This window comes from Burkholderia sp. MSMB1459WGS (genome assembly GCF_001534535.1).
Classification (GTDB): domain Bacteria; phylum Pseudomonadota; class Gammaproteobacteria; order Burkholderiales; family Burkholderiaceae; genus Burkholderia.
In genome coordinates, this window is sequence record NZ_LPMU01000020.1 from 1 (window position 1) to 25235 (window position 25235).

Annotated in this window: 22 protein-coding genes; 11 read left to right on the forward strand and 11 right to left on the reverse strand. The window is 66.4% G+C overall.

What is annotated here, in order from left to right:
* From WT97_RS07195 to WT97_RS07215, 5 genes are all read left to right on the forward strand, one after another.
* Window positions 1-2460: YadA family autotransporter adhesin (locus WT97_RS07195; protein WP_179949753.1), on the forward strand; the 2460-nt coding region annotated here is incomplete at its 5' end.
* Between the two features lie 120 nt (window positions 2461-2580).
* Window positions 2581-3243, forward strand: coding sequence for an OmpA family protein (locus tag WT97_RS07200; RefSeq protein ID WP_060353223.1), 663 nt, complete (start codon window positions 2581-2583; stop codon window positions 3241-3243).
* A 387-nt stretch (window positions 3244-3630) separates the two neighbouring features.
* The gene (locus tag WT97_RS07205) at window positions 3631-4776 is read left to right on the forward strand and encodes a DUF2827 domain-containing protein (RefSeq protein ID WP_060353255.1); all 1146 of its coding nucleotides are present in this window, start codon (window positions 3631-3633) and stop codon (window positions 4774-4776) included.
* 14 nt (window positions 4777-4790) lie between these two features.
* The gene (locus WT97_RS07210; protein WP_059789244.1) at window positions 4791-5945 is read left to right on the forward strand and encodes a DUF2827 domain-containing protein; all 1155 of its coding nucleotides are present in this window, start codon (window positions 4791-4793) and stop codon (window positions 5943-5945) included.
* Window positions 5946-5973: 28 nt separating this feature from the next.
* Window positions 5974-7110: a DUF2827 family protein gene (locus WT97_RS07215; RefSeq protein ID WP_060353224.1), complete on the forward strand. Its 1137-nt coding sequence runs from the start codon at window positions 5974-5976 to the stop codon at window positions 7108-7110.
* 24 nt (window positions 7111-7134) lie between these two features.
* Here the strand turns inward: WT97_RS07215 and WT97_RS07220 are convergent, their stop codons facing one another.
* Together WT97_RS07220 and WT97_RS07225 are read right to left on the reverse strand one after the other, a co-directional pair.
* Entirely contained in the window at window positions 7135-7551 is a 417-nt protein-coding gene (locus WT97_RS07220) for a hypothetical protein (protein ID WP_060353225.1), read from the reverse strand.
* Between the two features lie 71 nt (window positions 7552-7622).
* Complete coding sequence (locus WT97_RS07225; RefSeq protein ID WP_034204160.1) at window positions 7623-8426, reverse strand: EAL domain-containing protein; 804 nt, start codon at window positions 8424-8426, stop codon at window positions 7623-7625.
* Between the two features lie 105 nt (window positions 8427-8531).
* Here WT97_RS07225 and WT97_RS32320 point away from each other — a divergent pair, with 105 nt between their 5' ends.
* Window positions 8532-9005 carry a hypothetical protein gene (locus tag WT97_RS32320; RefSeq protein ID WP_257128465.1) on the forward strand — a complete coding sequence of 158 codons (474 nt, stop codon included), beginning with the start codon at window positions 8532-8534 and terminating at the stop codon, window positions 9003-9005.
* 212 nt (window positions 9006-9217) lie between these two features.
* On the opposite strand, the gene WT97_RS07230 is transcribed toward WT97_RS32320, so the two are convergent.
* A complete protein-coding gene (locus tag WT97_RS07230; RefSeq protein WP_059789247.1) occupies window positions 9218-10360 on the reverse strand; it encodes a DUF2827 domain-containing protein in 1143 nt (380 codons plus the stop codon).
* 258 nt (window positions 10361-10618) lie between these two features.
* Here WT97_RS07230 and WT97_RS34510 point away from each other — a divergent pair, with 258 nt between their 5' ends.
* Entirely contained in the window at window positions 10619-10765 is a 147-nt protein-coding gene (locus WT97_RS34510; RefSeq protein WP_179949754.1) for a hypothetical protein, read from the forward strand.
* On the forward strand, window positions 10762-12081 hold the full coding sequence (locus tag WT97_RS07235; protein WP_179949755.1) for a galactosyl transferase GMA12/MNN10 domain protein: 1320 nt from the start codon (window positions 10762-10764) through the stop codon (window positions 12079-12081). The genes WT97_RS34510 and WT97_RS07235 overlap by 4 nt, the downstream gene beginning before the upstream one ends.
* An 81-nt stretch (window positions 12082-12162) precedes the next feature.
* Here the strand turns inward: WT97_RS07235 and WT97_RS07240 are convergent, their stop codons facing one another.
* The 6 genes from WT97_RS07240 to WT97_RS07265 all read right to left on the reverse strand — a co-directional run bounded on the left by WT97_RS07240 (window position 12163) and on the right by WT97_RS07265 (window position 20504).
* A complete protein-coding gene (locus tag WT97_RS07240; RefSeq protein ID WP_060353227.1) occupies window positions 12163-14277 on the reverse strand; it encodes a phosphocholine-specific phospholipase C in 2115 nt (704 codons plus the stop codon).
* Between the two features lie 42 nt (window positions 14278-14319).
* Complete coding sequence (locus WT97_RS07245; RefSeq protein ID WP_034204156.1) at window positions 14320-14523, reverse strand: hypothetical protein; 204 nt, start codon at window positions 14521-14523, stop codon at window positions 14320-14322.
* A gap of 324 nt (window positions 14524-14847) precedes the next feature.
* A complete protein-coding gene (locus WT97_RS07250; protein ID WP_060353228.1) occupies window positions 14848-16842 on the reverse strand; it encodes an acetyl/propionyl/methylcrotonyl-CoA carboxylase subunit alpha in 1995 nt (664 codons plus the stop codon).
* A 36-nt stretch (window positions 16843-16878) separates the two neighbouring features.
* Window positions 16879-17664 carry an enoyl-CoA hydratase/isomerase family protein gene (locus tag WT97_RS07255; RefSeq protein WP_060353229.1) on the reverse strand — a complete coding sequence of 262 codons (786 nt, stop codon included), beginning with the start codon at window positions 17662-17664 and terminating at the stop codon, window positions 16879-16881.
* Between the two features lie 19 nt (window positions 17665-17683).
* Entirely contained in the window at window positions 17684-19291 is a 1608-nt protein-coding gene (locus WT97_RS07260) for a carboxyl transferase domain-containing protein (protein ID WP_034204153.1), read from the reverse strand.
* A gap of 31 nt (window positions 19292-19322) precedes the next feature.
* Window positions 19323-20504: an isovaleryl-CoA dehydrogenase gene (locus tag WT97_RS07265; protein WP_059500569.1), complete on the reverse strand. Its 1182-nt coding sequence runs from the start codon at window positions 20502-20504 to the stop codon at window positions 19323-19325.
* 170 nt (window positions 20505-20674) lie between these two features.
* Here WT97_RS07265 and WT97_RS07270 point away from each other — a divergent pair, with 170 nt between their 5' ends.
* Window positions 20675-21421 (forward strand): TetR/AcrR family transcriptional regulator, encoded by a 747-nt coding sequence (locus WT97_RS07270; RefSeq protein WP_059782859.1) that lies wholly within the window; start codon window positions 20675-20677, stop codon window positions 21419-21421.
* 61 nt (window positions 21422-21482) lie between these two features.
* Here the strand turns inward: WT97_RS07270 and WT97_RS07275 are convergent, their stop codons facing one another.
* Window positions 21483-21971 carry a MarR family winged helix-turn-helix transcriptional regulator gene (locus WT97_RS07275; RefSeq protein WP_060034585.1) on the reverse strand — a complete coding sequence of 163 codons (489 nt, stop codon included), beginning with the start codon at window positions 21969-21971 and terminating at the stop codon, window positions 21483-21485.
* A gap of 202 nt (window positions 21972-22173) precedes the next feature.
* Between WT97_RS07275 and WT97_RS07280 the strand changes: the two genes are divergently transcribed.
* Together WT97_RS07280 and WT97_RS07285 are read left to right on the forward strand one after the other, a co-directional pair.
* Window positions 22174-23253, forward strand: a complete 1080-nt coding sequence (locus WT97_RS07280; RefSeq protein WP_060353230.1) for an aromatic ring-hydroxylating dioxygenase subunit alpha — start codon at window positions 22174-22176, stop codon at window positions 23251-23253.
* On the forward strand, window positions 23250-24215 hold the full coding sequence (locus tag WT97_RS07285; RefSeq protein WP_060353231.1) for a PDR/VanB family oxidoreductase: 966 nt from the start codon (window positions 23250-23252) through the stop codon (window positions 24213-24215). Before WT97_RS07280 ends, WT97_RS07285 begins: the two co-directional genes overlap by 4 nt.
* Before the next feature lie 176 nt (window positions 24216-24391).
* Here WT97_RS07285 and WT97_RS07290 read toward each other — a convergent pair whose 3' ends face one another.
* Entirely contained in the window at window positions 24392-24838 is a 447-nt protein-coding gene (locus WT97_RS07290; RefSeq protein WP_059500564.1) for a hypothetical protein, read from the reverse strand.
* Between the last annotated feature and the right edge of the window lie 397 nt (window positions 24839-25235).

Consider the following 25235-nt stretch of genomic DNA (forward strand, 5'->3'; position numbering starts at 1 on the left):
TCGACGGGCCTGTCGACGGCCAACAGCTCGATCACGTCGTTGTCGACCTCGACCTCGACGGGCCTGTCGACGGCTAACAGCTCGATCACGTCGCTGTCGACTTCGACTTCGACCGGTCTGTCCACGGCCAATAGCTCCATCACGTCGCTCTCGACCTCGACTTCGACCGGTCTGTCCACGGCTAACAGCTCGATCACGTCGCTCTCGACCTCGACTTCGACGGGTCTCTCCACGGCTAACAGCTCGATCACGTCGCTCTCGACTTCGACCTCGACGGGTCTCTCCACGGCCAACAGCTCGATCACGTCGCTCTCGACTTCGACCTCGACGGGTCTCTCCACGGCCAACAGCTCGATCACGTCGCTCTCGACTTCGACCTCGACGGGCCTGTCCACGGCTAACAGCTCGATCACGTCGCTCTCGACCTCGACTTCGACGGGTCTCTCCACGGCTAACAGCTCGATCACGTCGCTCTCGACCTCGACCTCGACCGGTCTGTCCACGGCTAACAGCTCGATCACGTCGCTCTCGACCTCGACCTCGACCGGTCTGTCCACGGCTAACAGCTCGATCACGTCGTTGTCGACCTCGACTTCGACGGGCCTGTCCACGGCTAACAGCTCGATAACGTCGCTGTCCACGTCGACTTCGACGGGCCTGTCCACGGCCAACAGCTCGATCACGTCGCTCTCGACCTCGACCTCGACCGGCATCAGCTCCCTGTCCACGGGCCTGAGCAGCACGGACAGCACGATCCTGTCGTTGTCCACGTCGACCTCGACCGGCATCGGCTCGCTGTCCACCGGCCTGAGCAGCACGAACAGCTCGGTGTCGTCGCTGTCCACGTCGACCTCGACCGCGATCAACGCCGCGAAGACGCACTACTACAGCGTCAACGACAACGGCGTGCAGCAAGCCAACTACGCCAACGACGGCGCCACGGGCACCAACGCCCTCGCCGCCGGCGTGAACGCCAGCGCGGCGGGCGCCAGCAGCGTCGCAGTCGGCGACGGCTCGAACGCGCAGACGGCAGGCGCGGTCGCGATCGGCCAGAACGCATCGGCAACGGGCGGCAAGGCGGTATCGATCGGCTCCGGCAACACGGCGTCCGGCGACGGCGCGGTCGCGACGGGCGCAAACAACACGGCGACCGGCGACGGCGCGGTGTCCCTCGGCAACCAGAACACGGCAACCGGCGCCAGCGCGCTCGCCCTCGGCAGCTCGAACCAGGCCACCGCGGACAACACGATCGCGCTGGGCAGCCAGGCCACGGCCAGCGCCACGGGCGCACAGGCCTACGGCTCGGCCGCCAAGGCCACGGCCGCCGACGCGCTCGCCTTCGGCACGAACGCGCAAGCGAACGTCGCGAACTCGATCGCACTCGGCGCGAACTCGGTCACGGCCGCGGCGGTCGGCACCTCGAGCGCCACGATCGGCGGCGTCACGTACCCGTTCGCGGGCGGCTCGCCGGTCGGCGTGGTGAGCGTCGGCGCACAGGGCCAGGAACGCCAGATCACCAACGTCGCCGCGGGCCGGATCTCGGCCACGAGCACGGACGCGATCAACGGCAGCCAGCTGAACGCGACGAACAACGCGATCAACACGCTGTCGACGTCCACCGCATCGAACGTCGCGTCGCTGTCGACCGGCATCAACTCGCTGTCGACCGGCCTGAGCACGACGAACAGCAACGTGGCGTCGCTGTCCACGTCCACGTCGACCGCGATCAATTCGCTGTCGACGGGCCTCAGCACGGTGAACAGCAACGTCAACTCGCTGTCCACGTCGACCTCGACGGGCATCGGCTCGCTGTCCACCGGCCTGAGCACGACGAACAGCAACGTGGCGTCGCTGTCGACCGGCGTGACGAACATCAACAACCAGTTGAACCAGTTGTCGACGACGCTCAACAACAACACGACGCGTGCGGCGAACAACAACGGCATCGCGGCCGACATGAACGGCAAGGGCACCGACGTCCCGACCGTCACCGCCGGCTCGAACTCGGTGGCGATCGGCGCGGGTTCGAACGACGGCGGTCGCTCGAACGTGGTGTCGGTCGGCAGCGACACGCAGCAGCGCCAGATCACGAACGTCGCGCCGGGTACGCAAGGCACCGACGCGGTGAACGTGAACCAGCTGACGCAGGTGCAGACGACGCTGTCGACGGCACTGTCGGGCCAGCAGGCGCAGATCAACTCGTTGGGTTCGCAACTGCAGCAGACCGACCAGATGGCGAAGCAGGGTATCGCGGCCGTCGGCGCGATGGCGTCGATCCCGCAGCTCGATCGCGACGCCAACTTCGGGATGGGCGTGGGCACGTCGACCTTCCTCGGCCAGAAGGCGATGGCGGTCAACATGCAGGCGCGCATCACGGAGAACCTGAAGGCGTCGATCAACGGCGGTTTCAGCGGCGGTCAGAAGGTGATCGGCGCCGGCATGCTGTATCAGTGGAAGTAACGCGTCGCGCCGCCCGGCCGTTCGGCTCGCCGCCGGACGGCCCGCGGCTCCGACGACAGGACGAGCCCGCTGCGCGCCGCGCGGCGGGCCTCGGTCAACCCAAGCTTTAAGGACGTCACCGTGAACAAACTCGCTCTTGCGCTCGCGCTTTCCGCAACGGCCCTCGCCGCGTGCTCGACCGCATCCGGCCCGACCTTCAGCGCCTCAGAACTGCAGCCGCGCGACGGCGTGCGCACGTTCCAGGTGGACTGCCACGGCTTGCTGTCGGGCCCGCAGACCTGCATGAAGGCCGCCCGCAAGATCTGCGGCGACGAGCCCGTGCGCGCCGTCGACTCGGCCCGCGCGCTGCGCGACAAATCCGATCCGGCCACGCTGGTCTTCCAGTGCGGCGCCGCACCGGCCGAAGCGGCCTCGGCCGCCGAGCCGGCCGTCGCCGTGGTCGAACGCGTGAACCTGTCGGGCGACGCGCTGTTCGCCACCGATCACGCGACGCTCGCACCGACCGCGCGCGAATCGCTCGACCGGCTGTTGAGCGAGCGCGCCGATCGCACGTACTCGCAGGTAACGGTCACCGGCTTCACCGATTCGGTGGGCAGCGACGACTACAACCTCGCGCTGTCGAAGCGCCGCGCCGAATCGGTCGCCGCCTATCTGAAGGCGCACGGGCTGAAAACCGACTCGATGACGGTCTCGGGCCGCGGCAAGGCCGATCCGGTCGCGTCCAACGCGACACCGGAAGGCCGCGCCAGCAACCGCCGCGTCGAAATCCGGCTGCAGCACTGAGCCGCCTGCGGCCACCCATGCGGCCGCGCGAGCCGGCGGGCCACCGCACCGCGCCGGCAGGCCGCCGGACGACCGGGCGCCGCTTCGTCGGCGCCCGTTCCCGTTGGCCGGCGGCGATGTCAAAGTTCGTCACGCCCTGCCAAAACCGGCGGTTTCCATGCCACAATCGCCGGCAGACAGTTGCCGGGGCAGCCTGCCCGACGCGCGCCGTGCGAGGCGTGCCGGCGACACGCCGGAATCCGGCTGCCGGCCGCGCGAATCCCGTCGCCCGATTCGCGCACGGCGGCGCACCGGCACGAATCCAACCATGACGATCCACGGCGCGCCGCTGCCGGCCAGACGCTCGACGCGATGCCCGGACGCACGACGCCGCAGAGGAAACAACCGGTGACGGACATCAATGAAACCGCCGCGAGCGGCACCCGCAAGCAACGGCCGGCGGTCGGCATCTCGCTGTTTGCGCGCGACGGCCAGGCGATCTGGGAGAACGGCATTCACCAGAACATCGCGTTCCTCGCGATGATGCTCAAGCGTTCGGATCGCGTCGGCCCCGTCTATTTCCTGAACGGCGGCGACGCCAACGCGCTGCCGGCCGGCCTCGAACTCGACGGCCTCGACGTCCCGCTCGTGAAACCCGCCGACGTCACGTACGAACTCGACGTCGTGATCGAAATGGGCGCGCAGTTGCCGGTCGAATGGCTCAGGCACATGAAGGCGCTCGGCAAGAAGATCGCCGCGTTCTTCTGCGGGCACGTGTATGCGGGCCTGTGCGAAACGCCGATCTTCGGGAAACCGTCGGGGCACGTGTTCAACGGCGCACCGTTCGACGAAGTGTGGCTGCTGCCGCAATACGACAAGACCGCCGCGCCGATGCTGCAGACGATCCTGCGCGCGCCCGTCCACCTGATGCCGCACATCTGGTCGCCGTACTTCCTCGAGCGCCGCGTGGCCACGCTCGCCGACGAAGGCGCGACGTTCGGCTATCGGCCCGGCCAGCGGCCGTGGAAGCTCGCGACGCTCGAGCCTAACATCTCGGTCGCCAAGTCCTGCCATTACCCGATGCTCGCGTGCGACGAGTTCTACCGTGCGCGGCCTGACGCTGTGCAGCACATGTTCGTCGTCAACTCGATGCACATGAAGGAACATCCGACTTTCGTGCACTTCGCGAACAGCCTCGATCTCGTGCGCCAGCACAAGGCGACGTTCGAACCGCGGCTCGATCTGCCGGGTTTCATGGCGCGTCACGCGGATGCGGTCGTGTCGCATCACTGGGAGAACGGGCAGAACTATCTGTATTACGACGTGCTGTACGGCGGCTATCCGCTGATCCACAACTCGACGCTGATCGGCGACGCCGGCTATTACTACCCGGACTTCGACTCGGCGGCCGGCGGCCGTGCGCTGCTCGAAGCGTGGCTGCATCACGACGAACGCCTCGACGACTACCGCGCGAAGGCGGGCCGGCTGCTGCAGTCGGTCTCGATCGACAACCCCGCGAACCTCGACGCGTTCGTCTCGCGTCTGGTCGCCTGAACCGGAGCATACGCATGTCGGACTCCAATGCCCGTCAAGCGCCCGGCGAGGGCAAGCGTCTCGTCGTCGGCGTGTCGCTGTTCGTGCGCGGCGCCGGCCAGTCGCTGTGGGAAAACGGCATTTTCCAGAACTGCCTGCTGCTGATCCTGTTGCTGCGCCAGTCCCCGCTCGTCGCCGAAGCCGTGATGGTGAACGGCGGCGAACACGTTGCCGATCCGCAGATGATGCTCGGCGAGTGGGACGTGCCGCTGCTGTCGATGGACGAAGCGCTCGAGCGCTGCGACGTGCTGATCGAAATGAGCGCGCAGTTCGGCGCGGACTACCTGCGCACGTTCCGCGAGCGCGGCGGCAAGGTGGTCACGATGCGGGTCGGCAACGACTACGTGATCGATATCGAACGCGCGATGTTCGACAAGCCGTCGGGCTTCCTGTTCTCGGGCGCGCCGTACGACGCGGTATGGACGATTCCCGAGTTCGAGCGCTCGTGCCTGCACTACTACCAGACGGGCCTGCGTGCGCCGGTCACGATCGTCCCGCACATCTGGCACCCGATGCTGTTCGACAAGGCGCGCGCGACGCTCGGCGCCGGCTTGACGTTCGGCTATCGGCCCGGCAAGCCGCGCTGGCGCGTGACGATGTTCGAGCCGAACATCTGCATGGTGAAGACCAGCATCATTCCGATGCTGATCACGGAAGAGGCTTACCGCGCGAATCCGGCATTCCTCGAATTCGTGCGCGTGTGCAACACGATTCACCTGAAGGATCACACGACGTTCATCCATTTCGCGAAGAGTCTCGACATCGTCGAGCACGGCATCACGACGTTCGAAAGCCGCTATGCGGTGTACGAGTTCATGGCCGCGTACGGCGATGCGGTGGTGTCGCACACATGGGAGAACGCGCAGAACTACCTGTACTACGAGCTGCTGTACGGCGACTATCCGCTGATCCACAACTCGCCGTTCCTCGGCAAGGCCGGGTATTTCTATCCGGACTTCGACTGCCAGGCGGGCGGCCGCGCGCTGTTGCAGGCGTTTGCCGAGCACGACGCGAATCTCGACGCATACCGCGAGCAAGCGAAGCACGTGCTCGACTCGGTCAGCATCTACAACCCCGAGAACGTCGCGGCCTATACGGACGCGATCGCCGCCCTCTATCGCGACGCGTGACCTGTCCCCGCCCCACGGAGCCGATCCGATGAAACTCAATGTCGCGATAACGATGAACGTGCAGCGCGACGCGACGCAGTCGATCTGGTACAACGGCGCGAACCAGCACTGCGTGTACCTGTACATGCTGCTGAAGCAATCGCCGTTGATCGGCGAGGTCTGGCTCGCGCACGACGACGGCATCACCGAGTATCCGCAGGCGCTGATGATGGACGCGTTCGGCGATGCGCTGCGGCCGCTGTCGGCCGTCATCCACCAGACCGACCTGCTGATCGAGATGAATGCGTTCGTCGACCCGTCGCACACGGACGCCGTGCGCCGGCGCGGCGGCAAGTGCGTGTCGTACCGCTTCGGCAACGACTACGTGATCGCGGTCGAGACGATCAACTTCGAGAAGAACGACTGGCGTCCGAATCCGAACCGCGTGCAGTTCGACGAGATCTGGACGAATCCGCAGCACATGCATACGTGCGCCGCGTATTTCCAGGCCGTGTACCGCGCGCCGGTGATCGAGCTGCCGCACATCTGGTCGCCGTATTTCATCGAACGCAGCCTCGACGCGGATCCCGAACTGAAGGCGCGCTTCGGCTATCGCAATCGCGGCCCGGCCAAGCGCATCGCGTTCTTCGAGCCGAACCTGAACGTCGTGAAGAGCGCGATCGTGCCGATGCTCGCCGCGAATGCGTGCTACGTCGAACATCCGGAGCTGGTCGAGCACGTGTACATGACCAACACGTTCGACAAGAAGGAAAACGTCGCCTTCAAGCATCTCGCGCTCGGGCTCGAGATGGTGCGAGACGGCAAGGCCACTGCCGACGTGCGCGCGCCGTTCGTCGCATGGGCCGCGCATCACACCGACATCGTCGTGTCGCACCACTGGGAAAACGGCCTCAACTACCTGCTGTACGACGCGCTGTACGGCAACTACCCGCTCGTGCACAACTCGCCGTTCCTGCGCGACGTCGGCTACTACTATCCGGACTTCGAGATCTTCGATGCCGCGCGCGCGATCGCGACCGCCGCGCAGACGCACGACGCACGGCTCGACGACTACGCGGCAGCCGCCCGCCGCTGCCTGCATCGGGTCGACACGCTCGCCGAGCACAACGTCCGCGCCTATTCCACGCAGATCCAGCACCTGTTCGCCGGCCGCCCGCTCGGCTGAGTTCCTTCACACGCGCCGGTTGCGTTACGCCAGTACCCGATCGCCGCTTTGCGCGGCGAACGCGCGACCATGTCGCCGCCCCATGCGCGCGAGCACCGCGAAACAACGGGTTACCGACCGGCCTGCCCCGCCCGATTGCCTGACGAGGCTGTCGGATACGCCGCGCGCGATCGCCGACTCGTCGCCGCAGGCGCCGGCGATGACGCCGGCGTAATAGTGCCGCGCCGCGAGTTCGCGGCCGCCCGCGTCGAGCGGGCTCATCCGCTGAATACGGCGCGCGACGATCGTCAGGCCATTCAGACAGGACGCGACGTCGAACGGCGCATCGGTCGATTCGGCGCCGAGTTGCCTCAGCATGTCGACCAGTTCGGCGATCGCGACCAGGTCGCGCGCATCGGCCGCCTGCGTGCCCGTTCCGCCTCCGGCTTTCGTTCCCGCCATGCCCACGCCCCTTTTTCGATTCGTCCCGCTCCCGACGCACACGCCGCGCGCCGCCCTGCCCGTTCCCGCAGTCATGCGGCGGCCGGCGATCGCCATGAAAACCGGATGCCCTGCGCCCACGTGACGCCGGCATCCACGATGATCTGTCGGTCGGTCTCGCTTTCCACGCCTTCGACGACGACGTGCCGCGCACCTTCATGCGCAAACGCGATCAGCCGGCGGAACTGGTAGCGGCCGATCGCGTTGCGCTTGATCAGCGACAGGATCGAGCGGTCGAGCTTCACGATGTCGGGATTGCCGACCACCAGATTGTTCAATGCACTGAAGCCGACGCCGAAATCGTCGATCGCGATCCGGCACCCGGCCCGCTGGAAGCGGGACACGAACGACCGGCCGGCGACCGGGTTCAGCGGCCCCGTCTCCGTGATCTCGACCACCAGCCGCGCCGCCACCGACGGCTCGCGCTCGAGCCGCCTGAAAATCGCCAGCCACGCGTCGTCCACGACCGCGCTTGCCGCCGCGACGTTGCAACCGTATACGGCGCCCGGATCGGCGCGCAGCGCATCGATCGTGCGGCCGACCACCAGCCGGTCGAACCAGCGCATCAGCCCGAGCGCTTCGAGGCGCGGCAGAAAGGCGAGCGGCGGCAGCGCATCGCGCTCGCCCCACCGCAGCCGCGCCAGGCACTCCTCGTACAGCACGCCGCCCGACAGGTCGGCGCGGCACACGGGCTCGCGCGCGAATCCGAGCCGGCTTTCGACGAAACTGCGCACCGACGCAAGATCGGGGTGATCGTCGGGTGCCCCGAACACGAGATCGATTTCGTTGCGATTCGCTTTCCGATTCGCCTCCTGGCGAGCTTCGACCGCATTCATCCGGCGCTCCGGCTAATGGCGAGCCGCCGATCGCGGCTCGACCTCAACACATAGGCGGAACGAGCCGACCTCGACGCGCTCCGCCGCCCACCCGGCCCATCCTGTATGTCGATTTTTTCCGGGGAGCGTACTGTTCGCTTCGGCGCCGTCAAATTCGATATTTTTACGCTATTCGATTATTTGAAATACACCACGCGTGCACGATACCGACAGTGCGACAGGTTACACAACGAGAATTGCAAGAACCCAAAATTCGAATCGTTTATCTTTTTCATCCAAACGGTTTTATCCGGATCGTCTTTTCCCGGATTTTCCCTCGGGCGAATCGGGACACCGCCGATTGTTCAGATAAATGCCGTACCGCGAAGTGCCGCCCGCGCTCGATACGCCACTCGAAACATCGGTGTCCGAACATGCTGCCTCCTGCGCGAAACCTGCGCGAAACGTGCCGCCGCGCGCCATTCGATCATCGCAGCATTCAATTTTCACGTTTCAAACGACATTATTAAAATTCGAAACGGAATCAATCCCCGCCCAACCGATAATACCAATTTCAATTATATGAAGATTGTCGATTGAAACATATTTAACAATCTTTCCGACTTGTTAACCTATAAACTTGTTTTCGACGGACTTCCCTCGGAGCCGTCAATTTCGTGCCTTCGAAAACCGCCGAATCCATCGGGTTCGGCGGTTTCTTTTTTAACGGCACGATTTCGTCAGACATTAGGGCGGGACAAACCCGACGGCGGACGGCGGCGCAACGAACGTGCGCCGGCGGCAACTCGGCGCTAGGCGGCCGGCGCGCCGATCAGGTTCGCGAGCAGCGCGTCGTACTCGGCGACGAGCGCCGGATTCGCCGACGTGTAACGGCCGAGGATCTCGCGCTGGCGCCGCGTATACGCTTGCCAGTCGTCGTCGTGCGTATGCAGCGCGCGCAGCAGCGCGTCGGCGCCCTGCTGCACGTCGTTGTCCGGATAGTAGTAGCCGAGATCGGGCGCGAGGCTCGCGTTGTGCACGAGCGGATAACCCTGCCAGCACACGTCGAAATAGAAATAGTTCAGCGGGTTCGACCATTGGTGCGACACGACGACATCGGTCAGGTCGGCCAGGAACAGTGGCGTATCGAAGCGCCCGACGAAGCTCGCCTTGCCCGCGCGCACGATGTCCAGGTAATTCATCAGCATCACGAACTCGGGGCTGTCGTGCGCGAGGCGATCGGCGTTCGTCACGTGCGCGAAGCAGATCGCGTCGGGATCGCGGCGATACGCTTCGTCGATGATCAGCATCGGATACACGCAGAACTTCACGACGTCGTGGTTCGGCTCCATCACCGTGAGCCGCTTGCCGGGCTCGCTGCGCGGCCGGTATTCGCCGCGCTCGGGCAGCGACTGCGCGCGTTCGGTCAGGAACATCGGATCCCACACGAACGGCACGACGCGCCCCGGGCAGCGGCGCAGCGACTGCAGGAACGGCAGCGACGACGGCGCGATCTGCGGAATCGCCCATACCTCGTCGTAGCCGCGGTTGATGAACAGCGAATCCCACAGCCGACGGCCGAACAGGATCGACTCCATCACGTTGATGTACTCGACGCCGCAGCAATAGCTGACCAGCTTCACGCCGCGCGCTTTCAGATAGGCCGTCTGCTCGCCGTTGATCTGCCCGCCCAGCTCGATCACCACGTCGAGCGCATCCTTCATGTCCGCGAACGCGCGCGTGTCGTACACGTTGCGATCCCACGGCAGCGCGTCGGTGAGCGGCACGTCGGTCGTGTTGATCAGCGTCACGCGGTAGCCGTGCGGCGACGCCATCAGCAGCTTCGCGAGGAACAGCGCGTTCTGCTTGATGCCGTTGATCCACAGGCTTTCGTCGGGGGCACGCAATCCGATCGTGATACCGATGCGCAGGCCGGTCAGGACAGGAGACGTCATCGTCGGCGGGATGGAAGGTTGAACGGGGATGGCATCGCGCAGTGTAGCGCGCGAAGCGCCGCTCGCGTCAAGCGGCGGCAACCCGGCATTTTAGCGGAGGCAGCCGGCCGCACACTGTCAGGGATGGTCAGCGCGTGGCCGGGCCCATCCGTCCGACCGTTATGCGATACTCGTGCCGCCCGGCGGCCGGTTTTCCCGGGACACTCCGGCGGCGGCGCGCTGCGCCGCCGCACCACGATCGAAACCAGGGCACACAGAATGGACCACGATGCCGCGCAAGGCCTCCAGGCCATCCAGAACGAACCGGAGCGGCGCTCGCAGGAAAGCGTATCCGGATGGCGTGCCGAGCCGAAGAACGCCGCGCGCATCGTGTGCGCGCTGCCCCGCGTTCGAAACGCGCGATGATCGTCCTCAGTCATTTCAGCCAGCACGCGCCCGCGAGCCTCGATAACCACCGCTGGTACGCGCAGACGCATGGCTATCGTCACGAGATCGTCGACGCATCCGCCATGCCGCAAGCGCTGCCGTTGCGGCCGCTGCATCGCTACGAGTCGCTGCTCCACGTGCTGCGCGGCGCGCAACCCGGCGAACTCGTGCTGCTGCTCAGCGAAGACGCGGCGATCATCGAACCCGTCGCGCTCGATCGCCTGATGGCCGGACGCGACATGCTGCTCGTCGACGCATTCGCGTCGCCGCTGCCGCAAGTCGACGTGCAGATCTGGCGCAACACACCGGACGTGCGCGCGATCGCGATGCGGCTCGTGCAGCGCTGCAAGCTCGGCAGCGAGCCGAGGCTGACGTCGGAAGCCGCGCTCTTCGCGGAGCTCGATACGCATCGCTACATGACGCCGATCGACGGGCTGTACGCGGTCATGCCGTCCGGCCCCGACCTCGATCCGATGTGGAGCCGCGAACCGACGTTCGCGATCAGCATCGACGACACGCCGCACGATCCCGAACGGAAAGGCTCGACGCCGCGCTTTCGCGACACGCTCGTCGCGTACGTCGATCGCTGCCGCGCTGCCGGCCGGCCGATGTTCGCGTTCGATCACGACGCCGCGGCGCCCGACGAAGCCGCCGAGCGCAGCACGTACAACCCCGGCCGCCCGATTGCGTTGATGATGCTGTACACGCCGAACATCGGCAGCTATGCACGCGTGGCCGAACGGAATGTCCGCCGCTACTGCGACGCGCACGGCTACACGCTCTACGTGCATCGCGACATTCCCGCCGAGATCGGGCTGAACGCCACGGGCAACTGGTTCAAGCCGTGGCTGCTGCACGCCTATCTGCAACATCACGAATGGGTCGTGTGGCTCGATGCCGACGTGCTGATCGCGAACCGGCAGCAACCGCTGGAACCGCTGCTCGAAGGGCGCGACTGGCTGCTCGCGCAGGACCTCGGCCAGTGGGCGTTCAATTCGGGCGTGATGGCGTTCCGCCGCACCGAACGCAACGACGCGATGCTGCGCGACCTGATGACGACGATCGCCGCGCTGCACGACCGCTCGAGCGTCTATGCGAGCGATGGCGACCAGTTGCATTTCATTCGCGCGATGGAGCGCGAGGGACAATTGCAACGCGAAGGCGTGGCCGATCTCGTCAGCCTCAACACGCCCTGGCTGTTTCGCCGTGCAGACAGCTACATCGTGCACTACTACGGCATGTGGTCCACGATGCGGGCGCTGATGATGGCGCACGACGACGGGCTGCTGCCCTGACGCAGCAACGTCGTCGATCGGCAAACCCGACGCGCCGGCCGGATTCAACCGGCCGGCGCGTCGTCGCATCGGTTGCCGTCGTCAGATCGCCGTGATCGTCGGCGCGACGGCCGCAGGGTCGGTGATGCTCGGCTTGCCGGTCTCGACGTGCCCCGCGATGCGGCGCATCCAGCCGGCATTGCCCGCCACCGCGAACTGCAGGTCGTACCAGTGGCTGCTGCACGACAGATCCCAGTGCGCTTCGATGCGCTGGCCGGCCGGAACCGTCAACGTGCGCGCCGCGCCGCCGTACACGACATCGGTCGCCGTGACCGTCAGCGGGCTGGTGCCCGCATTGGCGATCGTCACGTAAACATCGCCATTCGCGGTGTCGTAGCACGGCGTGATTTCAGGCTTGGCCGCCGCATCGGCGGCCGCCGACCCCGCGAAGCGCCGGAAATAACCGTTCGGCCCCCACACGCTCACCAGATAGTTGCCGTTCGCATCGAGCGCCCACGTATCGGTCAACTGCTTGCCGGCCTCGACCGTATAGCGGCGCGGCATCGCAGTGGGGTCTCCCGTATAGACCCAGAAGTGCGCGCCCTGCGTGCCGGTATTCGCGAACGTCAGCGCGTAGCCTTGCGCCTGCAACTGGCCGGTGACATGCAATTCGTACGGCAGCGCACGCGCCGGCCGCGTACCCGGTTCCTGCGCGGTCACGACCTGCTGCGCGGTGCTGGCCGGCGCGGTCTGCGAAGATGCGCGCGAGCATTGCAGGTCGGCCTGCGCGACATAGGCCTGCGTGCTCGGCAGGGTCGGCAGCGTCGCGTCCGATTTCGAGAAGTCGAGCGCCGACGTCAAGTCGCCGCAGATCGCGCGACGCCACGGCGAAATGTTGGTTTCCATCACGCCGAAGCGCTTCTCGATGAATTGCAGCACCGACGTGTGATCGAACACCTGCGAGCACACGAAGCCGCCCTTCGACCACGGCGACACGACGAACATCGGCACGCGCGGGCCGAGACCGTACGGCAGGTTGTCGGCCGTATAAGTGCCGGCTTGCGTCGACGTCACGACGTTGTGCCGCTCGAGCGACACGTCGACGGTGCTCATGCCGGAGCCCGGCAGCGTCGGCGCCGACGGCGGCACGACATGGTCGAAGAAGCCGTCGTTCTCGTCGTACATGATCAGCAGGACCGTCTTGCTCCACACGTCCGGATTGGACGTCAGCGCATCGAGGATCGTCGACAGGTAGTACGCGCCGTACAGCGGCGTGAATTTCGGATGCTCCGAATACGCGGCGGGCGGCAGCAGCCACGACACTTGCGGCAGCGCATTCGCCTGCACGTCGGCCTTCAACTGCGTGATCGGACGCGTGCTCATCCCGCGCGTCTGCAGCGACGAACCGGCCGGCGCATTCACGAAGTTGCTGAAGCACGCCAGCATGTTGGTGCCGTAGTTGCCGGTGAAGTTGTCGAACCCGGTGCCCTGCTGGTAGATCTGCCACGAGATGCCGGCTTTTTCGAGCCGTTCCGGGTAGGTCGTCCAGTTGAAGGGCGGCAGCTGGACCTTGTCGAACTGGTTGTCGATGTAGTCGGTGTTGTCGAGCAACGGGCCGCCGCCCGTGCCGAGCGGATCGACCATGCCCGTCATCAGGTACATGCGGTTCGGGTGCGTGTTGCCCGGGATCGAGCAGAAGTAGTTGTCGCACACCGTGAACGCATCCGCGAGCGCGTAGTGGAACGGGATGTCGTCGCGAACGTGATAGCCCATCGTCATGTTCGACTTCTGCACGGCCCACTGGTCCGCGCGGCCATTGTCAATCGCGCCGTGCGTCGTCGCCCACGTGTGCGGCAGGCCGCCGATACATTGCGCGTTGACGCCCGGATTGGTCGTGTCGTAGCGGAACGGTGCGATCACGCTCGACTTGTCTTCCTGGCGCGGCTGGAACCACACCGGCTTGCCGTTCGGCAGCGTCACCGGGAAACGGTCGTTGTAGCCGCGCACGCCGCTCAGATGACCGAGGTAATGGTCGAACGAGCGGTTCTCCTGCATGAACACGACGATGTGCTGCACATCCTGGATCGTGCCAGTCACGGTGTTCGGCTCGATCGCCAGCGCCTTGCGGATCGATTCCGGAAGCAGTGCGGTGGCGGCGGTCGCGCCGGCGAGGCCGGCCGAGAACTTCAGAAAATCGCGTCGCGAATGGATGGCCATGCTGGTTGCTCTTGATGGGTTTTCTGGAGGGAACGGCCGGTATCAGGAAGCGGGCGACGAAGCAGGTGCGGTGAAACCCGGCGGGCAGCGCATCTGCGCGGTGGCGACCACGGCGCCGCCGCACGCGGCCTTCTGCTGCGCGACGGGCGCGGCGGGTGCGGTCAGGTCGTCGTTGCAGGCGCCGAGCAGGGCGGTCAGCGCGATCAGGCCGGCGACCGCGAAAGGCCGTAGGGCCGACGTTCGCATAACGGTTCTCCGTGAGGATGACGACGTGACGCAGGCGCGAACGCCGCGCCGGTCATATCGACGCCGAGATGCTATGTGCGACTTGTTACACGACGGTGTCGAGTGGCGGGAAGATCGAGGTGCCCGCAACGCGCGGCGCGCGGGGATGTGGCGGGAACAGCGGAGTTCGTAAGTATTTCGAAAGATTTGCGCGAATCACACGTACTGCTTCGTGCGTCCTCGATACCGACGCCGCGCTGTCGCGACGACGGCGAATGACGAAATGCTTTCGTGCGGGCCGGCCGCCGCCGCAGCAACCGGCCCGCGTATGGTCGCAAGACCCGCTCAGCCCTCCGCCATCATCAGCAACTGCGCACCGTCCGCGACCTGATCGCCGACGCCGTACAGCACTTCCGCGACGACGCCCGCGCGCGGCGCGCCGATCGTGTGTTCCATCTTCATCGCTTCCATCACGATCAGCGGCGTGCCGGCTTCGACCTTCTGGCCCGGCTCGACCAGCACCGCGATCACCTTGCCGGGCATCGGCGCGGTCAGGCGGCCGCCGCCCTGCTCCGCGTCGCCTGCATGCGCGAGCAGGTTGCGCCATTCGAACGTCTCGGCCGCGCCCTGCGTGAACACATGGAACGTGTCGCCGTCCGCATAGACGCGGCCGCTGCCGCGCACGCCGCCGAGCGTCACGTCGAAATCGAGCGGCGTGGCGCCGCGCGTCCATACGAACGGTTGCGCGGCCGCGTCGCCGATCGCGATGCGCGTGCCATCGCCATCGTCCTCGTACGCCACCGTCATGTCCGCTTCGCGATCGGGCGCGTGCCATTCGAGCGTGCGGCGATAGCCGCCGTTCAGCCGCCAGTCCGGCAGCGCGCTCCACGGCGATGCGGCCTGCGTTGCCCCGCGTTCGCGGGCAAGCAGCGCCGCGCATGCGAGTGCGAGCGCCGCACGCGGCGGCTGTTGCGGCGCGAACAGCGCATCGTGATTGCGTTCGATCAGGCCCGTGTCGAGATCGGCCGTCGCGAACGGCTCGCATGCGACGATCCGCTGCAGGAACGCGGCGTTCGTATGCAGGCCGACCACCTCGCACGCGCGCAGCGCACGCAGCATCAGGCCCAGCGCTTCCGCGCGGTCCGCGCCGTGGACGATCAGCTTCGCGATCATCGGATCGTAGAACGGCGTGATCGCATCGCCTTCGCGCACGCCGCTGTCGATGCGCACCGCCGCACCGATGTCGAACTCGACGCCGGCCGGCAGCCGCAGGTGCTTCAGCGTGCCCGTCGACGGCAGGAAGCCGCGCGCGGGATTCTCCGCGTAAAGGCGTGCCTCGAGCGCATGGCCCCTTACACGCAGCGCCTCCTGCTTCAGCGGCAGCGGCTCTCCCGCCGCGACGCGCAGTTGCCATTCGACGAGATCGAGCCCCGTGACCATCTCGGTGACCGGATGCTCGACCTGCAGGCGCGTGTTCATCTCCATGAAGTAGAACGCATCGCCCGTCATGATGAATTCGACGGTGCCCGCGCCGACATAGCCGACCGCGCGCGCGGCCGCGACGGCCGCTTCGCCCATCGCCTGGCGCACGTCGTCGTGCAGCCCCGGCGCCGGCGCTTCCTCGAGCACCTTCTGGTGACGGCGCTGCACCGAGCAGTCGCGGTCGAACAGGTACACGGTATTGCCGTGCGTGTCGCCGAACACCTGCACTTCGACGTGGCGCGGACGCGTCAGGTACTTCTCGATCAGCACGCGATCGTTGCCGAAGCTGCTCGCGGCTTCGCGCTGGCACGACGCGAGCGCCGCCGGGAAATCGTCGGAGCGCTCGACCACGCGCATCCCCTTGCCGCCACCGCCCGCGCTCGCCTTCAGCAGCACCGGATAGCCGATCCCGTCGGCCTCGCGATGCAGCCTGGCCGCGTCCTGGTCGTCGCCGTGATAGCCGGGCACGAGCGGCACGGCGGCCGCGTGCATCAGCGCCTTGGCGGCCGCCTTCGATCCCATCGCCGCGATGGCGTCGACCGGCGGCCCGATGAATACGATGCCGGCCGCCTCGCATGCATGCGCGAAATCTTCGTTCTCCGACAGAAATCCATAGCCGGGGTGAATCGCCTGCGCGCCGGTCGCTCGCGCGGCTTCGATGATGCGCTCGATGCGCAGGTAGCTGTCTGCCGCGGCCGCGCCGCCGATGTGCACGGCTTCGTCGCATGCGGCCACGTGTTTCGCATTCGCGTCCGCGTCGGAATAGACGGCGACGCTCGCGATCCCGAGACGTTTGCACGTCGCGGCGACGCGGCACGCGATTTCGCCTCGGTTGGCGATCAGAATCTTGTCGAACATGGCTTCGATGTCGTCCGGAAGGTTGGGGTCACGCGATCATTCACGCCACGACGGCGTGCGCTTTTCGAGGAAAGACGCGATCCCTTCGCGCGCTTCCGCGCCGGCGCGGGTCTGCGCGATCCAGTCGGCGGTCTGCTCGATCAACGTCGCGTCGAGCGCGCGGCCGGCCACGTCGGCGACGAGTCGCTTGCACGCCCTCACCGCGTCGGGGCCGTTCGCGACGAGCGTCGCGGCCAGCTTCGCGACCGTTTCGTCGAGCGCGTCGGCCGGCACCGCATCGTGAATGAAGCCGAGCGACGCGGCACGCGTGCTGTCGAACACCTCGGTCGTCGCGAAGTAGCGGCGCGCCGCGCGCTCGCCCATCGCGCGGACGACGTACGGCGCGATCGTCGCGGGAATCAGCCCGAGCCGCGCTTCCGACAGGCAGAACTTCACGCCGTCGGCGGCGATCGCAATGTCGGCCGCCGCGACGAGGCCCACGCCGCCCGCATACGCATCGCCATGCACGCGCGCGATCACCGGCTTGCCGCAGCGATAAATCGCTTCGAGCATCCGCGCGAGCTTGCGTGCATCGGCGCGGTTCTCGTCGGCCGAGTAACCGGCCATCTTCTTCATCCAGTTCAGATCCGCGCCCGCGCAGAATGCCGCCCCTTCCGCGGCGAGCACGATCGCGCGCACGCCTTGGTGCGCGTCGAGCCATTCGAACGCGGTGGTCAACTCGGCGATCGTCGTCTCGTTGAACGCATTGCGCACGTCGGGCCGCGCGAGCGTGACGGTCGCCACGCGGCCGGCTTCGCTTACCTTGATCGTTTCGTATCGCATCGGTCTGTCCTCCCGGGCGTTACATGCGGAACACGCCGAAGCGCGTGTCGTCGATCGGCGCGTTCATCGACGCGGCAAGGCCGAGCCCGAGCACGTCGCGCGTCTGCGCGGGATCGATCACGCCGTCATCCCACAGCCGCGCGCTCGCATAATACGGATGGCCCTGGCGCTCGTACTGGTCGCGGATCGGCTGCTTGAACGCGTCCTCTTCCTCGGCCGACCACGACCCGCCCTTCGCTTCGATGCCGTCGCGGCGCACGGTCGCGAGCACCGACGCCGCCTGTTCGCCGCCCATCACCGAGATGCGGGCGTTCGGCCACATCCACAGGAAGCGCGGGCCGAACGCGCGGCCGCACATCCCGTAGTTGCCGGCGCCGAACGAGCCGCCGATGATCACCGTGAATTTCGGCACCTTCGCATTCGACACGGCCGTCACCATCTTCGCGCCATGCCGCGCGATGCCTTCGTTCTCGTACTTGCGTCCGACCATGAAGCCCGTGATGTTCTGCAGGAACACGAGCGGAATCTTGCGCTGGCAGCACAGCTCGATGAAATGCGCACCCTTCACGGCCGATTCGGAGAACAGGATGCCGTTGTTCGCGACGATCCCGACCGGATGGCCCCAGATGTGCGCGAAACCGGTGACGAGCGTCGTGCCGAAGCGTGCCTTGAATTCATCGAACTCCGAATCGTCGACGATTCGCGCGATCACTTCGCGCACGTCGAACGGCTTGCGCGTATCGACCGGGATCACGCCGTACAGGCTCTTCGCATCGTAGCGCGGCGGCTTCGGCTCGCGCAGCGCGACCGGCGGCGCGATCTTCGGTGCGAGATGGCCGACGATGTTGCGCGCGATCGACAACGCGTGCGCGTCGTTCTGCGCGAGATGATCGGCCACGCCCGACAGGCGCGTGTGCACGTCGCCGCCGCCAAGATCCTCCGCGCTCACTTCCTCGCCGGTCGCGGCCTTCACGAGCGGCGGCCCGCCGAGGAAAATCGTGCCCTGGTCCTTCACGATGATCGACTCGTCGCTCATCGCCGGCACGTACGCGCCGCCGGCCGTGCACGAGCCCATCACGACCGCGATCTGCGCGATCCCCGCGGCCGACATCGTCGCCTGGTTGAAGAAGATGCGGCCGAAGTGATCGCGATCGGGAAACACGTCGTCCTGGTTCGGCAGGTTCGCGCCGCCCGAATCGACGAGATACACGCACGGCAGCCGGTTTTCCGCGGCGATTTCCTGCGCGCGCACGTGCTTCTTCACGGTGATCGGATAGTAGGTGCCGCCCTTGACCGTCGCGTCGTTGCACACGATCACGCATTCGCGGCCGGCGATGCGGCCGATCCCGGTGATGACGCCCGCGCCCGGCGCGTCGTCGTTGTACATGCCGTTCGCGGCGAGCTGCGACAGCTCGAGAAACGGCGCGCCCGGATCGAGCAGTTGCGCGATGCGCTCGCGCGGCAGCAGCTTGCCGCGCGCCAGGTGCTTGTCGCGCGCGGCCTGGCCGCCGCCCTGCGCGAGCTGTTCGATCTTCGCGCGCAGGTCGGCGACGACCGCCTCGAGCGCCGCGGCGTTCGCGCGGAAGTCTTCCGAACGCGGGTTCAGTTTCGATTCGATGATCGGCATCGACGGGGCTCCGTTCGGGTGGCGTGGGGCGTTACATCGTTTCCGCGAACAGCTCGCGGCCGATCAGCATCCGGCGGATCTCGCTCGTGCCGGCGCCGATCTCGTACAGCTTCGCATCGCGCCACAGGCGCCCGACCGGGTATTCGTTGATGTAGCCGTTGCCGCCGAGGATCTGGATCGCCTCGCCGGCCATCCACGTCGCCTTCTCGGCCGTGTAGAGGATCACGCCCGCGCAGTCCTTGCGCACCTGGCGAATGTGGTCGCTGCCCGCCGAGTCGAGATGGCGGCCCACTGCGTACAGGTACGCGCGGCACGCCTGGAACGTGGTGTACATGTCGGCGACCTTGCCCTGGATCAGCTGGAATTCGCCGATCGACTGGCCGAACTGCTTGCGGTCGTGGATATACGGCACCACCGCGTCGAGACACGCAGCCATGATGCCCGTCGGGCCGCCCGACAATACTGCGCGCTCGTAGTCGAGGCCGCTCATCAGCACCTTCACACCGCCGTTCAGTTGGCCGAGGATGTTCTCTTCCGGCACTTCGACGTCCTGGAACACGAGCTCGCCCGTGTGCGAGCCGCGCATGCCGAGCTTGTCGAGCTTCTGCGCGACCGAGAAACCCTTCATCCCCTTCTCGACGATGAACGCGGTGATGCCGCGTGGGCCGGCTTCGACGTCCGTCTTCGCGTAGACGACGAGCGTGTCGCAATCGGGGCCGTTGGTGATCCACATCTTCGTGCCGTTGAGCACGTAGCGGTCGCCGCGCTTGTCCGCGCGCAGCTTCATGCTGACGACGTCGGAGCCGGCATTAGGCTCGCTCATCGCGAGCGCGCCGACGTGTTCGCCCGACACGAGCTTCGGCAGGTACTTCCGCTTTTGCGCGTCGGTGCCGTTGCGGTGGATCTGGTTCACGCACAGGTTCGAGTGCGCGCCGTACGACAGGCCGATCGACGCCGACGCGCGCGAGATCTCTTCCATCGCGACCATGTGCGCGGTGTAGCCCATGTTCGCTCCGCCGTATTCCTCGGAGACGGTCATGCCGAGCACGCCGAGATCGCCGAACTTCTTCCACAGATCCATCGGGAACTGGTCGGTGCGGTCGACCTCCGCCGCGCGCGGCGCGATTTCCTTCGCCGCAAACGTCGCGACGGCGTCGCGCAGCATCTCGATGTCTTCACCGAGCATGAATTGCACGCCGGGCAGGTTGATCATGTCTCCTCCGTCTCCAGAAAGTGTGTCGCACCCACCGATTTCTGAGTTTTGCTCACATCGAATGAATACGCCGATTCATTGACCTATACAGCGGAAATTTTCCACAGTTTCGCGCCTCGCCGGGTTCGGCGTCAATAGTTTTCTGAGTGATACTCAGCTATCATGCGAGCATGACAGCCGCTCCCGCCGACACCATGACCGCCACCGCCAAAGCCGACCGCGCCGACACGCCGCGCGCACCCGCCGGGCGCAAATCCCAGCAGCGCGTGCAGGACATCCTGCGCGCCGGCCGGGAAGTGTTTGCCGAAAAAGGTTACGAGCATGCGACGGCCGCCGAGATCGCCCAGCGCGTGGGCGTGTCGGAGGCGACGGTGTTCAGCTATTTCCGTGGCAAGCGCGAGCTGTGCGCGCGCGTGATCGCCGACTGGTACGACGAAATCATCGCCGCGTTCGAACACGGGATGCCGCGGGACGCGTCGGTGCAGCAGCAGTTCGCGTTCATCGTGCGCACGCACCTGCGGCTGATGCTCGTGAACGGCACGGGATTGTGCGCGCTGGTGCTGTCGGAAGGCCGCGCGAAGCAGCATGCGCTGAGCGACGAACTCACCGCGCTGCAGCGCCGCTACACGGCGCCGCTGATGGACGTGCTCGCGCGCGGCCAGGCGGCCGGGCAGGTTCGCGCGGATCTGCCGCTCAGCCTGCTGCGCTCGATGGTGTTCGGGCCGATCGAGCACGTGCTGTGGGACGCGATCCTCGGGCACCGCAAGCTCGATACGGAAACGACGGCCACGCAGTTGATCGACATGCTGTGGGCGGCCGTGCAGCCGCCGGCGCCGGAACAGGCGGCGCTCGTGCGCTTCAGGAACGAAGTGGCCGAAGCCGTGCGGCGGCTGGAAGGGCAAGCGTCACGCGCGTGACGCCGTCGGGCAGCGCGGCTGCCGCCCCGCCGCGGCTTTCCGCGCCGTCGGCTCGGCGCCGCTACGAATCCTCGCTCACCCGCAGCGGCGCGCGACTCTGCTCGTTGTTCAAATGGACGAACTTGCGCAACAGGCGCATCAGTTCCTGCGAATCGTCGTCGCCCATCCCGTCGAACAGGCCGGCGCGCAGTTCCTGCACCGACGGAATGAGCTGCGTGAGCAATTCGACGCCCGCCGGCGTCAGCAGCAGGCGACGCTGACGCCGCGGCAGCACTTCGCGGACGATCAATCCTTTCGCTTCGAGCCGGACCGCGAGATCGGCAGTGGTCGACGTGTCGAGCGCCACCCGTTGCGCGAGCGTGACCTGGTCGAGCCCCGGATTCTCGTAGAGCATCCGCAGCACCGCGTACTGCACGGGCGTCACGTCGCGGCCCAGCTTCTCGTAGAACATCGCAACCGCGATCTGGTGCGCGCGCCGGATCAGGTGCCCGGGTTCGTCGTACAGGTCGATCGGGAAAGCCGGCAGGTCGGCGGGATTCGTTTTTTCCATGAATGAGTCGATGACGTAGGCGGCACACGCCGGTTGCGCGCGCCGTCGGCATGGCGCCGCGTCGCGCCATTTTCCCGGGAAAACCAGTATACCGTCCGCCTTGCTCCCGCCAATTTCAATGAGTACACTGAATCTCATTCAGTACACGGAATGAAGATCGGGCCGCATCCCCGGCGGCACCGCCTCGAAGGAGACAAAGATCATGTTTCTCAAGAACGCGTGGTACGTGGCGTGCACGCCTGACGAGATCGACGGCAAGCCGCTGGGCCGCAAGATCTGCAACGAGTCGATGGTGTTCTACCGCGCGGCGGACGGCCAGATCGCCGCGCTCGAGGATTTCTGCCCGCATCGCGGCGCACCGCTGTCGCTGGGATTCGTGCGCGACGGCGTGCTCGTATGCGGCTATCACGGGCTGGAAATGGGCTGCAACGGCAAGACGACCGGCATGCCGGGCCAGCGCGTCGGCGGTTTCCCGCCGATTCGCAGCTTCCCGGCGGTCGAGCGGTACGGCTTCGTGTGGGTCTGGCCGGGGGACGCGTCCGAAGCCGATCCCGCCAAACTGCCCGCGCTGGCGTGGGCCGAGGATCCGGCCTGGGCGCACGGCGGCGGCCTGTATCACATTCGCTGCGACTACCGGCTGATGATCGACAACCTGATGGATCTCACGCACGAGACCTACGTGCATGCGACGAGCATCGGCCAGAAGGAAATCGACGAAGCGCCGCCGAAGACGACCGGTCACGGCGACGAAGTCGTCACGAGCCGCTTCATGGAGAACGTGATGCCGCCGCCGTTCTGGCGGATGGCGCTGCGCGGCAACGGGCTCGCCGACGACGTGCCGGTCGACCGCTGGCAGATCTGCCGCTTCACGCCGCCGAGCCACGTGATGATCGAAGTGGGCGTCGCGCATGCGGGCCACGGCGGCTACGACGCGCCGGCGGACAAGAAGGCGTCGTCGATCGTGGTCGACTTCATCACGCCCGAGACGGACACGTCGATCTGGTACTTCTGGGGGATGGCGCGCAACTTCCGGCCCGACGATCACGCGCTGACCGCCGAGATCCGCGAAGGCCAGGGCAAGATTTTCGCGGAAGATCTCGAGATGCTCGAGCGACAGCAGCGCAATCTCGAGCAGTGGCCCGAGCGCACGCTCCTCAAGCTCAACATCGATGCCGGCGGCGTGCTGTCGCGCAAGGTGATCGACCGGCTGCTCGCCGCCGAAAACGCGGCGAGCCCGCAGCGGCCCGTGATTCCGGTCGCGCACGTCAAGGAGGCGTCATGAGCGGCGCGACATTGACGGTCCGGGTGGCCCGCAGGTGGCAGGAAGCGCGCGACATCTGCGGCTTCGAACTGGTCAGCGACGACGGCTCGCCATTGCCGCGCTTCGACGCCGGCGCCCATATCGACGTGCATCTGCCGGGCGGGCTCGTGCGCCAGTATTCGCTGTGCAACCACCCGGAGCAACGCGATCGTTACCAGATCGCGGTGCTGCGCGAGGCCGAAGGTCGAGGAGGATCGCGGGCGATTCACGACGAAGTCCGGCAAGGCGATACCGTGCGGATCGGCACGCCGCGCAATCAATTCCCGCTCGCCGCCGACGCGCCGCACCATCTGTTGCTCGCCGGCGGGATCGGCGTCACGCCGATTCTCAGCATGGCGGAACGGCTGTTCTCGTCCGGCATGCCGTTCGACATGCATTACTGCGCGCGTTCGGCCGATCGCATGGCCTTCGTCGAGCGGATCAATGCGGCCGGGTTTCGCGATCGCGCGCGCTTGCACGTCGACGACGGCGATCCCGCGCAACGTTTCGATCTGGCTGCCGTGCTCGCCGGCGCGCCCGACGGCACGCATCTGTACGTATGCGGCCCGCGCGGCTTCATGGATGCGGTGCTGAACGCGGCACGCGAGCGCGGCTGGGGCGAAGCGCGGCTGCATTACGAGTTCTTCGGCGGCGCGGTCGCGCCATCTGGCGCGGATCGCGCATTCCAGGTGCGGATCGCGAGCAGCGGCAAGGTGATCGACGTGCCGGTCGGATGCACGGTGATTGCGGCGCTGGCGGCGAACGGCGTCGACGTGCTGACGTCGTGCGAGCAAGGCGTGTGCGGCACCTGCTTGACCCGCGTGCTCGAAGGCGAGCCCGATCATCGCGATGCGTATCTGACCGACGACGAAAAGGCGGCCGGCGACCAGTTCATGCCGTGCTGCTCGCGATCGCGAACCGAGCTGCTGGTACTCGATCTGTAGACCTGTAGATCGGTAGATCGACCGCCCGACACGCGGCGGCCGACCACAATACTGGAACGATCCATGGCGCTTTCCGGCCGGCCATCGATCAATACACCTGAATTCCCGACCGATCAATGGCGCTGCAACCCGAACCCGCTTGACCATCGCACGCCGGCGTGCGCCTGTCGCTCAGCTCAATCGGCGAGCCGGCAATGCGACAGTTTCAACCCCGGCAGCACCGGCGCGTCGATATAGCCTTCGTTCACACAGCTGAACCGGAACGCCGCGGACGTGACGAACGGCTTGATCTCGCCGCCGGGAAATTTCGGCTTCAGCGCGCCCTGGTCGGCCACATCGAAATGCGTGTCGAACTGCTCGCCATCGGCCGTCAGCGCACCGAAATACGTGCCGTCCGGATCGCTGCCCATCCGGATCACGGCGCCGACGAACGTGAGGCGCTTGCCGTCGTACTTCGTCTTCGCGGCAGCCATGTCCTGCGTATAGGCCTCGATCACGGCGCCGTAATGCACGTCGATCGCGGGTTCGGCGTTCGACGCCGCACAGGCGGCCTGGTGAACGCACGACAGCAGCGCGCAGGCCGCAAGCGCGGCCGTCATGAACGGCGCGGAAATCTTCTTCATGGGTGGTCTCCCGTCCAGCGTGGTGGTTGAAGTGATCGAAGCCCGGCGTGGCGCCGGTTGAATTCGCTTCCGTTGCTTGAATCGTTCGGATGGCGGTACACGGCTGCGATCGCTTCGTCGCCCGCGTGGTCGTGCGCCGTGCATGGCGCCGCGCTGAACGCGACGTGACAGGAAGATGACATGGTGCGGCCCCCGGCTCTCTCGTTGAATTTCACTGCGTGTGATTTTGGCCGCTACGGTAGCAGACTGCCGGCAGGCCAGCAATCGAGCGGCAAGCGCTGTCCAGTCATCCCAACAATTGCAAACGATTCTCATTACATATATCATGCGCGTCCTGGCCGCGACGCCGCGGGCCGCGGCCCGCAACGCGATCCTCAGCATTCCTCTTCCTGCATCG